This window comes from Ruegeria sp. E5 (genome assembly GCF_056534105.1).
Map to the genome: position 1 here is coordinate 444307 of NZ_JBQFPA010000003.1, position 10987 is coordinate 455293.

The following is a 10987-nucleotide window of genomic DNA, read 5'->3' on the forward strand; positions in this document are numbered from 1 at the left end:
GACTGTCCGGAAATTGCAAGGTTCCGAAAGGTCCTAAAGCGCACATATTGGACGTGATCTACCTGTGTAACTATGACGCGAACTTGATCTTAGGGTTGGATTTCCTGAAAGCGTCGCGAATTGCCGTATGATAATACCGATCTGACAATGCAGGAGAGTGCCGCATGGCAGAAGGGAAACGCCGAACCCGCAGATGGGTCCTATTGGGCGGAGGGGCCGCTATTGCAGCGGGTTTCGCAATCCGCGAATACCGGTTGATCCCGCAGGCCTATGCTGGTGGTCAGATTGCGGTGGCCACGGCCCATCAACAGGTTCTCGACGGCGCGATCCATCTTATCGATATCCGAACCCCACGCGAATGGCGGGCGACCGGGGTTGCCGAAGGGGCGTATCCGCTCGACATGCGCCGCGAGGATTTTGTGCAGGCGCTGGACCACCTGCTCGGCGGGGACCGATCTGCACCTGTCGCACTGATCTGTGCACGCGGGGTGCGCTCGGCCCGATTAAGCAATCGACTGACCGAGGCTGGATTTACCAATATCATCGACGTGCCCGAGGGCATGCTGGGTTCGGCGGCCGGGCCCGGTTGGGTGCGGGCTGGGTTGCCTGTCAACGATTATGAAGAGGAAACGGGATGAGTGTCAGACACTGGTTGGCCGCGTGCTTTGTTTTTGCCGGGCAACCTGGCCTTGCGGCTTGTGGCGATACCGAGGGGATGTGCGAAACCGCATCAGGCGGATATCACATCGAACTGCCGAAAGCGGAGAACCCTCCGCTGGTTGTGTTCCTGCACGGCTATGGCGGCAGCGCCACCGGTACGCTCAAGAATCGATCCATGGTCGAGCCGTTGCTGGCGCGCGGCTACGCGGTGATGGCACCGGAAGGGTCCGAGAGAAACGGCCGAAAAAGCTGGAACTTCTTTCCCGGTTGGGAAGGTCGGGATGAACCCGCTTTTCTTCGTGAAGTAGTGCAGGACGCCGCCGACCGGTTTGATATCGACCCGGATCGCGTGGTGCTGGGCGGCTTCTCGGCTGGCGCGTTCATGGTTTATTACCTCGCCTGCGCTGCGCCGGATTCATTTTCTGCTTATGTCCCGGTTTCAGGCGGGTTCTGGCGGCCACATCCCGAAAGCTGTGATGGTCCGGTACGCATGTTCCACACCCATGGTTGGACGGACAATGTGGTGCCGCTGGAGGGCCGCCTTTTGGGCGGAGGCCGTTTCCACCAGGGCGATATCTTTGCCGGATTGGAAATCTGGCGGGTCGCCAATGAGTGTGCCGATACCAAGCCCAGCGGGTTTTCTACCACGGGCCAGTTTATGCGTCGCAACTGGATGGGGTGTGCCGAAGGCAGCGCCTTGGAATTTGCTCTGTTCCCGGGTGGCCATACGGTGCCAAACGGCTGGGCTGATATGATGGTGGACTGGTACGAGGGCTTGCCCGGCGGGTGATCATTCCGCCGGTGTGATCACGCCTTTGCCTTCGATCAATCGCTTCAACTCATCGCGATAGCGCCGGGCCGAGCGTGTAATTGCAGGCTCACTGACATCTTCGCGCATACCAACCATACGGCGCGCGGTGCCTGCCGATACGCCGCTGAGCGCAGACAATGGGATCGCCAGTGCCAGGCTGATCGCAATCGGGGCCAGCCAGACCGAGACCAGACCGGCGAGGATGCCAACGCTAAGCGCGACGCCGATGATAGTCTCAAGGCTGTGGCACAGGATCAGCGTGCGCAGCCCGTAGCTGCCACCATCGCGCGCTTGCGGGGACCAGCCCTTTTGAATGCCCAACGCGGTGCGGAACACTGCAATCATCTGCTGCACCATAAGTATAGGGGCATAGAGGATCGACAGGATGACTTCGGACAGAAATGAAGTGAAGAATTTTCGCGCTCCGCCGAAATCGGAATAGCGCACACCGCTGAGGGGCAGGGCAGCGACGCCCAAAACCTTGGGCGCCAATAGCATCGCATACATCACCAGAATGATCAGCACATGCCGTGTTTCGGACATTTCTGGCCATTGCGGGAACAGCGGATTGTCCGGGCTGAAGTAATGCAGGACCGAGGCGTCCTTGCCCTGACCGATCAAGGCCCACATCACCAAAAGTGCGAACCATAGCGGCGACATCAGATATCCGACCGCTCCGTGGAACATATGGAACCGCGAGACTGCGCGGAAGCCGGTCGAACCCAGCAGTTTCAGGTGCTGCAGGTTGCCCTGACACCAGCGGCGATCGCGCATTGCGTGGTCAATGAGGGTGGGGGGCGTTTCTTCATATGATCCGCGTATGCGCGGCAGAAAGCGCACGGCCCATCCTGCGCGGCGCAGCAATCCGGCCTCGACGAAATCGTGGCTCATGATCAGCTTGTCTTGTCCGTTGAGCGACCGCAACTTGGGCAGACCTGCGCTAGAAGCAAATGCACAGGTGCGAATGATGGCGTTGTGGCCCCAATAATTGCCTTCTTGCCCGCACCAGCGCGCGAGGCCTTCGGCAAAGGCGATACCATAGACGCCGTTGGCAAACTGCTGCATCCGGGCAAAGACCGATTGCGCGCCAATCAGCTGCGGATAGCTTTGGATCAGGCCTGCGCCGGGATCGCGGGCCAAAGCATCGGTCAGGCGCGAGATCGCGCGACCCGTCATCAGGCTGTCGGCATCCAGCACCAACATCGCATCCCAGTCCGCGCCCCAGCGGCTGACCCAATCGGCAATATTACCGACCTTGCGATCCGTATTCTGGGGGCGGCGGCGGTAATAGAGTTCAAGCCCCGGTGCCAGCGTGGTCCGCAACGCCTCAACGCTGGCCTGTTCCTGCGCGGCGATCTCGGGGTCGCGCGTGTCGGATAAAATGAACATGGCATAGTGGTGCTGACCACCGCGTTTCTGCAGGTCTTCCAGCATCGTACGGGCGTTCCCCAGCACGTTCCACGGCACTTCGTTATAGACAGGCGTCAACAGCGCCACGCGCAACGGTTGCGAGCGTCCTTCACGCTTTGGCTGCTCTTGCCGGGACAGCGAGACCATGCCCAGCAGCACGGTGCAGACCGTGAAGGAAATCCAGAAGAAATTGAACGAGATTAGCGTCAGCAGGATACCTTCGACCAGATTAATCCCTTCGGCGCTGAACCAGTCGGACATGACCCAGAGCAGACCCAAAGCCGCCGCCATGGCAGGTGAGAAGACCAGCGCGCGCCAGAACCCGACGGAAGGAATTCGACCTCCGGCAGGTACCTGCGCATCGCGGAATCCCTGCGCAAAGTTCTGCGCTGGCATCGCCAGAGGGGCCTCGGGCGGCATGATATGAAGATCGCGGTTCATATGGTCCAACGGTAAAGCCAGACTTCAGAGGCTGGTTGTTTGTCTTTCAGCAACTGCGCGCGCAGTTCCACGTGGTTGCGTTCGCCTGGTTCGAATGAGAACGCCAGCCGCAACCCGCCCGTGTCTGGGTTACGCTGCAGAACGCCTTCTGAAGTTTCGGCATGGGGCGAGTCGACAAACACCGTGATGGCCTCGGGATCGTCAAGCAGCTCACTGGCTTCGAAATCAATCACAGCCAAACGGCCCTCGCCGAACGTGTTGTCGCCCATCGCGGTGTTGATCACGCGGGCCATAGGGGTGTGCTGCGGTTCCTCGCCCCAGATCAGGCGATAGGACAGATCAATCTGGCTGCCTGCTGCGTAGGGTTCCATCGGGCGCCAATAGGCGACGATGTTGTCATAAATCTCCTGATCCGCTGGGATTTCGACAAGCGTGACAGTGCCTTTACCCCAGTCTTCGCTGGGTTCGACCCACAAGCTTGGGCGTTTGTGATAATTGGCTTCAAGATCCGCATAGTCCGAGAACTTGCGCTTGCGTTGCATCAGGCCAAAGCCGCGGGGGTTTGTGTCGACAAAAGACGAGATCTGCAGGCGAGTCGGGTTCGCAAGCGGGCGCCACAGAACCTCTCCTGCGCCGTTGCGGATCATCAACCCGTCACTGTCGTGCACTGCGGGGCGAAAATCATCGAAACGGCTGTGATTAGTCTGATCGAACAGGAACATAGATGTGCCGGGCGCGATGCCGACATGGGGCAGTTCGGTACGTGGGAACAGGGTGGCTTCAATATCCATCACGCAATCTGAACCGGCGGTAACGTGGAAGCGATAGGCCCCTGTAACGCTTGGGCTGTCCATGAGCGCATGAACGACCATGTTACGTTGATCCGGTTCTGGACGCTCCAACCAGAAACGAATGAATTCGGGGAATTCCTCGCCATCTGGATCGCCGGTCTTCAAGGCGAGCCCTCTGGCCGAAAGGCCATAGACTTCGTGCAAACCGATGGCGCGGAAATAGCTGGCCCCTTGCCAAACGCAGAACTCGTCTGTCTCGCCAGGGCGGTGCATCTCAGTACGCAGGCGTAGACCTGAAAAGCCCAGCGTGTCGTCAATGGGCAGCTCAGGTACGTCTTCAGACTTATCGAACATGGCCAGATCAAAGGCGACCGGCTTGGTCATACCGTCCTCGACGGTCGATACTTTCACTGTGCGTGGAAAATACAGGCCCGGCGTGAAAAAATCGACGTTGAAGGGCGTCTCGGTCTCGTACCACAGCGCGCGACCCAGCCGGAACCGTATTGAACGGTATTGCTGATACGTCAGGTCCTGCCACTCCTGCGGAACCATCTCACGTTCGGCATAATCACGGCTGGCCAGGTCGCGGGCCATTGCGATGACGTCGTCTCGGCTGAACGGGGTCTCTCCACCTGTGGCATATGCCGCTGGGGCGAAGGCCAGAGCCGTTGATGAGGCGAGAAAAGCGCGACGTGTAAAGTTCATTTCTTTGATTTCCAAGGTTGTGACTTGAACCAGGCGGCCAGATAAGCCACGCCGATGATCATGGCAAAGCCAATCATGTTGGCGATGAACACACTGGCAACATCCCGCCCACTCAGGTCCAGTCCGACGCCGATAAGTCGTGCTGCTGCCATAGAAAATACGAACACCGCGAGCGATTGCTGACCCACTTTGGTGATGATGGTCAGCAGGAACTGCCAGACCTTTGCGGCTGCCCCATGACCGGTCGCTATCAGGCGACGGCCATGCTCACCGGCGATAACCCAACCCAGATAGGCAAGCGACAGAAAATGCAGATATCGGAATAGACCAAAGTCGGTCTTGTCGCGAAATTCTTTGGTCACTGGCCAGACCTTGCGAATCTCATCAGCCAGATCAGGGGCTGCTGCATTGATCCAAGTGAATACCTTCCACGAGCCGAACGGCATCGAGAAGATCAAAAACAATGCTGCCGCCCAGATCAGAGTTTTCGACACCGGCGGCGCTGGAATCCAACCTCGCATGAACGCAAAGCCGGTGAAGAACAGCAATTGCCACCCGAATGGGTTGAAGAACCACTGGCGCTCTGACCAGGGCTCGGCCGGCAGGTCAAGGTAGTCGAATTGTGCAACGAGCCAGATCGTGACCGAGGCCATGGCGACCGCCCAGAATCCGATACGATATAGCCCCATAAACAGGGGCATCATCGCCAGTACCACCAGATACATCGGTAGAATATCGAAGTAGTTCGGCACATAGGTCAGGGTGAACAGTCCGACGATCTGTGACGCCGGATCGTTGAAGAAATGCTGTAGATTGAGAGAGGAGATATAGTTTTTCTCGAACAGCCCACTCTGGTTCAGGGCCGCCATTGTCATCGCGACAAAGAAGAACAGGCAGATATGCGCCCAGTAGACCTGCCAGATGCGAAAGCTCACGCGTGCGGTGCCCATCCACCAGCCTTTGCGCATGAACGCCCCCCCAAAAGCAATTGCCGAAGCCATGCCTGAACAGAATACGAAGATCTCGGTTGCGTCCGAAAAGCCAAAGCGGGCAGGTATCCATTTGGCCCACGGATCGTTCGGAATATGGGCAATCAGGATGATGAACATCGCGATGCCGCGATAGAAATCCAACCGCGGATCGCGCGTAGCGGCGGGGGCGGCGACCTGAGACGCCACCGGAGCAAAATCAGAAGCGGGCGATGCGGTCGCCATACGGTTTCTGTCCTTCTTGGTCTTTTATTGTTGTTATTCGGCGGGGACGCTTTGTGCGTCGCCGCTGTCGCGTGCGGCCTCGATCAATTCTCGGCGGGCGAGGGCGTAATTGTCCTCTCCCCCGGCACGTTTGGCGCGGCGGTCGTCCAGGATGCGCTCGACAGCATCCAGGCGGCCAGCGCGCAGGCCGGAATCAATGGTGATACGCTCGAATACATCACGTTGGGCGTGGCTGCCACCCGCCAGTTGCATCCCACCCCGGGCATTTGAAAGAAAATCAAAGGCTTGGCCGTAAAGGCCTTCTCCAAAGGCCTCAAGCCCCTTGGCGGCGGCAATGCCCGGGTCGGACATGCGGATCGGCGTGTCACCCTGATTGCGCTGGGCGTCATTTTGAATACGCTGCAGCATATTTGCTGTAGCCTCCGAACGATTGTCCCCGGTCAATGCCAGCAAGTAGTGAAGATCGGCGAAGATCAAGCATCCGTCTTCGGTTCGTGCTGCGCTGAGATCGGCCAGTTCTTCCCAGCGGTTGCCAACATCAACGCCCTCAAGCTCTAGCCGGGACAGCAGCGAGGTTGCATTCGAGATATCGCGATAGTCGTCGGTTTTGTCCTGGCGGATGTGATGATCGTAAAGCGCCATAACTTGATCGACTTGCCCCAAATCCAGATGCATCAGCGCCTTGTGCCACCAGACATGATAGCGGAAATTGTTGCAATGCGCCCAAGCGTCCTCGCGTCCCGCGAGCCAGTCCAGTCCCAGCTGCGCGTTGCCCGTCATCTCGTGCACGTGCGCTACAGCGTGCAATCCCCAGGCGTCGTCCGAAACCATCCACAAGGCCTGACGACCGGCGATCTCGGCTTTCTCGTAGGCGCCGGTTTCCTCCAGCGCGAACGAGTGGCACCCCAGCAAGTATCCACGTCCGGCGTGGTCGGGTTCATACGCTGGCATCACCCGTTCGATCGACCGACGCATCCCCGCAGCATCGCCCAGAACGAAACGCGTCGCATGGCTGAGCTTCATGGCCAAAGTATCAGTTGGGTGCGCTCGCAGAATCTCTTCAAATTTCTGAACGGCCTGTGATGGAAGGTCGGCCATATACAAACCCAGCGCCTCGACATATAGCCTTTCCCGGGCTGAAACGGGCTGACGCTCCATCGCTGCATTCGCGGCACTCAGCGCTTCGGCAGCGACCGCGATCATCTCACGCCGGCCCAGCAGAACCATGAACAGCCCCTTGACCGCATGGCCCAGCGCAAAGTCCGGCTCAAGCTCCAGCACCTTGCCCAGATGTTGCGGTGTGACAGCGGCATGCGCCATGAACCCAAGGAGAACACCATCCCATGCCTCGACGCTTGCGGGCTGGTTCAGGGAGTTCATCTGTCCAAAGACGTCTTGTTTCATACTCGGGTCCAATCTGATTGCGACGTTCTACACTGTTCGATGTAACAGAGTGTGCAGCCGGGTCGTAACAGTATCGACCCTGCTCTCGAATTGGTGAAATCCCGTGTGTGAGAAACGCGAAAAAAACCGCCGATTCAAGGGCATGTTTCAGCAACTTGCCGCCTAAACGGGCAGAGTGTTTCAATCTTCGAAGGGGTTTTCCGCTTTCAGAACAGCCTGTGTGTCAGCCCCACAGACCGGTGGTGCGCTGCGATATGTTACAGGCGTGCGTGATAGGTTCAGGGGGTTCCCGATCAGTTGCACCTCGCCAGGCTCAGCTTGCATCGAGATCTGCATCTGGCGGGCAGCGACCTGATCCGAGGCAAAAACCTGATCGAGCGTCCGCACCGGGCCAACAGGGACTTTCAGCTCTTCAAGCCCTGCGATGACGCTGCCTGTATCCAGCGCCTGAACTGCCGGGCGCAGGATCGCATTCAACGCATCCCTATTTTCAAGACGGGCCGGGTTGGTGGCAAATCGGGGATCGTCGGCAAGCTCTGGCTTTTCGATGAAGCTGCAAAATCTTTTGAACTGACTGTCATTTCCAACGGCCAGAATCACGTGCCCATCCGCCGTCTGATAGACCTCGTAAGGCACAATATTGGGATGCCCGTTGCCGCGCCGCTGAGGCACTTCGCCCGAGGTCAGATAATTCACGCCTTCATTGATCAGCCAAGCGATCTGTGCATCCACCAGCGCCAGATCGATCTGCTGACCCTCGCCAGTCATATCGCGATGACGCAGCGCAGCCAGAATACCAACGCAGGCATACATACCACACATCACGTCAGCAATTCCGACGCCTACTTTCATCGGCGCGCCGTCGGCGTCTCCGGTCAGAGACATGATCCCGCCATATCCTTGCGCCATAAGATCATATCCGGGCTTCGATGAGTTTGGGCCTGTCTGCCCGTAGCCTGAGATTGAACAGTAGACGAGGTCGGGAAACTCATTGGACAAGGTTGCGTAGTCGAGCCCGTATTTCGCCAGTCCACCGGGCTTGAAATTCTCGATCAGTATATCAGCGTGCGAGGCTAGGCGTCGGACTTCTGCCTGTCCTTCGGGTGTTGCGATATCCAAGGCGACCGATTTCTTGTTGCGGTTGGAGGACATGAAATATGCGCTCAGGTCTGAGCGGTTGCCATCCGCATCCTCGGCGTAAGGAGGGCCCCATTGCCGCGTATCATCACCACCGGTCGCCGGGTTTTCGACTTTGATGACGGTAGCGCCAAGGTCGCCCAACAACTGCGTACAAGTGGGTCCTGCCAGAATGCGAGACAGGTCCAGTACCTTGACGCCTTTCAGCGGTCCTTCAGATGCGGCCATCATATCCTCCACGGTCAATTTCCGCAGCAATGACAGTGAACTTGTCTGCTTTCAACGCTTGATCCAATGCAGCCCGCAAATCGTCGCGGCTACGAACTGTGTGACCATAACCGCCGAATGCGCGGCCTAAAGCCGCAAAGTCATGGCGGTCAAAATCCACTCCGCGATTGCCCATCTGGCGCTGGCGTTGTTTCAGCTCGATCAGCGCAAGGCTGGCATCGACAAAGACCAAAAAGATTGGGTTGCCACCCAATTCGGCGGCAGTCGACAGCTCTCCGGCAACCATCAGAAACCCGGCATCGCCTGAAAAGCTGATCACGGAGCGATCCGGTTCGGCCAATTTCAGACCGATCGCCATCGGAACGGCACACCCCATGGTGCAGAGCGCCGAGGACTGGATCAACCCGCGTGCCTCCGAACACTCCCACATCTGACTGAGCAGAATGCGATGCGCGCCGCTGTCGGCCGTGGCGAGCGTCTCGGGTGGCAGAACGGCACGAGTTTCTGCGATGATCGCCGCCGGTCCCCAGTCTTCATCTGTCGGAAAAGCATTCGCCAGCGCAGCCTTGACCTGTTCAGGCTCACCATTCGGCCAAGTCTTGCCGGCAGGATTGCCCTTGGCAATGGCCTCAAGCGTTGCGCCGGTGTCGGCGACCAGATTTAGCCCAGCCTGATGCATGTAATGATCGTTCACCACGGCTGATATGTCGATCACGCGCTTGGTTTCTGGGTCCCAGATCTCGCGCCAGCCGGGGCGCATCTCGATAGGGTCATATCCCAAACACAGTACCAGATCAGCCTGTTCCACCAGCGGGACTAGGTGCTTATCGGCCAGCGGAGACAAACCCGCCCCGCCCAGGCAGAGTGGATGATCCTCGGGCACCACCCCCTTGGCCTTGTAGGTGGTGACAAAGGGAATGTTGAAATGCTCTAAAAATGCTCGCACCACACAGCGCGAGTCGTCGTAAAGAACATCAAGACCGATGATCGCCAAAGGTCGCTCAGCCTCGGCCACCCAGCGGCGGGCCTTTTCCAGACATTCCGCGCCAGGCGCGACAGGAGCAACTTTTGCCAGTCGACGACGTTTAACCCCTGATACGCGCGTATCGGCCACCGAGATAGGCACATCGATGTGTACCGGGCCGGGGCGCGCTTGGTTGGCAAGCGATACCGCCTTGTCGGCGATGATATCGGCCCCGTCGGCCGTCAGCATAAAGCTGCCTTTGGTGATCGAGCGATAGACTTGCGCGTGATCCATCACTTGATGGGTGTAGGTCAACGCCTCATCCGCGTCGACACATCCGGTCAGCACGATCATCGGCACCCGATCCTGCAGGGCGTTGGCGACCACATTGATCCCGTTCATCGCTCCGGGCCCGAGTGTGGCCAACAGAATCGCAGGCGCGCCATCGCGATGATGAACGGCTTCGGCCATGAAACCGGCGGCGTTTTCATGCTTGGCCAGATGAAAAGTGATGCCTGCGCTTTCCAGCGCATCCAACAATGTCAGAACCTCGCCACCGGGCATACCGAACGCGTGGCGGCATCCGGCCTCGAAAAGGCGTTGTGCCAACAAATCCGCAGCGCGGGGAGACAAGTCCTGCATTAATCAAGCTCCGACAAAGTTATCTGCCAGCAGATTGCGGAGGACGCGTCCGGACGCAAGCAGGTTCACGTCAGTGTGACTATTTGACGGCGTTTTCCGCCACGGCCTGAAACTTTGCGTCCAATTCTGTGGCAATCTCGCGCAGAGCGTCTCCGCCCTCGTCTGCGTAAGGGGCAAAGACGAAGCTTGGTGTCTTGTAAGAAAGGGTTGCAGTGCCGTCCTCGTTCTCGGTCACGTAGAAACGGATGGGCGCTTCGATCATCGCGTTGGTCGAGGTTTCAAGAACCCGAACTGCGTAATCGTTGTTGAATGCGCCAATCACCCGGTTGCCCGGAATGGTGATACCGCGCGAGGCCGCCGCTTTGGTCGGCCCGGCCTGTGTCACAACGATCAGGCCGTTTTCCTTTACCGCGGCCTTTGTGTCATCCACGAGGGTCTCATAGCTTTTTCCGCTGGAGTAAACCGCCCATCCAGTAAGAGGTTCGATGCCGTCGGCCCAAGCAGGCATCGCCAGCAGGCAGATCGCAGCCCAAAGCGCCCTCATGTTCTTTCCCTTCCTGTTGACTGGGGAATTGATGAC

9 protein-coding genes are annotated in these 10987 nt (G+C 58.5%); 2 read left to right on the forward strand and 7 right to left on the reverse strand.

The annotated features are described in order from the left end of the window. The first annotated feature begins 164 nt into the window (after window positions 1-164). Together ACR0BI_RS14135 and ACR0BI_RS14140 are read left to right on the forward strand one after the other, a co-directional pair. A complete protein-coding gene (locus ACR0BI_RS14135; protein WP_480562349.1) occupies window positions 165-638 on the forward strand; it encodes a rhodanese-like domain-containing protein in 474 nt (157 codons plus the stop codon). After that, on the forward strand, window positions 635-1450 hold the full coding sequence (locus tag ACR0BI_RS14140) for a PHB depolymerase family esterase (protein WP_170391879.1): 816 nt from the start codon (window positions 635-637) through the stop codon (window positions 1448-1450). The genes ACR0BI_RS14135 and ACR0BI_RS14140 overlap by 4 nt, the downstream gene beginning before the upstream one ends. Here ACR0BI_RS14140 and mdoH read toward each other — a convergent pair whose 3' ends face one another. The 7 genes from mdoH to ACR0BI_RS14175 form a co-directional block, all read right to left on the reverse strand. Next, window positions 1451-3322: a glucans biosynthesis glucosyltransferase MdoH gene (gene mdoH, locus ACR0BI_RS14145; protein ID WP_480562348.1), complete on the reverse strand. Its 1872-nt coding sequence runs from the start codon at window positions 3320-3322 to the stop codon at window positions 1451-1453. After that, window positions 3319-4818, reverse strand: a complete 1500-nt coding sequence (locus ACR0BI_RS14150) for an OpgD/OpgG family glucan biosynthesis protein (RefSeq protein ID WP_480562347.1) — start codon at window positions 4816-4818, stop codon at window positions 3319-3321. The genes mdoH and ACR0BI_RS14150 overlap by 4 nt, the downstream gene beginning before the upstream one ends. Then, window positions 4815-6032, reverse strand: coding sequence for an OpgC family protein (locus ACR0BI_RS14155; RefSeq protein ID WP_170594865.1), 1218 nt, complete (start codon window positions 6030-6032; stop codon window positions 4815-4817). Before ACR0BI_RS14155 ends, ACR0BI_RS14150 begins: the two co-directional genes overlap by 4 nt. Before the next feature lie 33 nt (window positions 6033-6065). Next, window positions 6066-7436 (reverse strand): tetratricopeptide repeat protein, encoded by a 1371-nt coding sequence (locus tag ACR0BI_RS14160; RefSeq protein ID WP_170609350.1) that lies wholly within the window; start codon window positions 7434-7436, stop codon window positions 6066-6068. 180 nt (window positions 7437-7616) lie between these two features. After that, window positions 7617-8801 carry a CoA transferase gene (locus ACR0BI_RS14165; protein WP_170662080.1) on the reverse strand — a complete coding sequence of 395 codons (1185 nt, stop codon included), beginning with the start codon at window positions 8799-8801 and terminating at the stop codon, window positions 7617-7619. After that, the gene (locus ACR0BI_RS14170) at window positions 8788-10407 is read right to left on the reverse strand and encodes a thiamine pyrophosphate-binding protein (RefSeq protein WP_480562346.1); all 1620 of its coding nucleotides are present in this window, start codon (window positions 10405-10407) and stop codon (window positions 8788-8790) included. Before ACR0BI_RS14170 ends, ACR0BI_RS14165 begins: the two co-directional genes overlap by 14 nt. Window positions 10408-10486: 79 nt before the next feature. Next, window positions 10487-10951 carry a DUF302 domain-containing protein gene (locus ACR0BI_RS14175; RefSeq protein WP_170512176.1) on the reverse strand — a complete coding sequence of 155 codons (465 nt, stop codon included), beginning with the start codon at window positions 10949-10951 and terminating at the stop codon, window positions 10487-10489. Window positions 10952-10987: the final 36 nt, after the last annotated feature.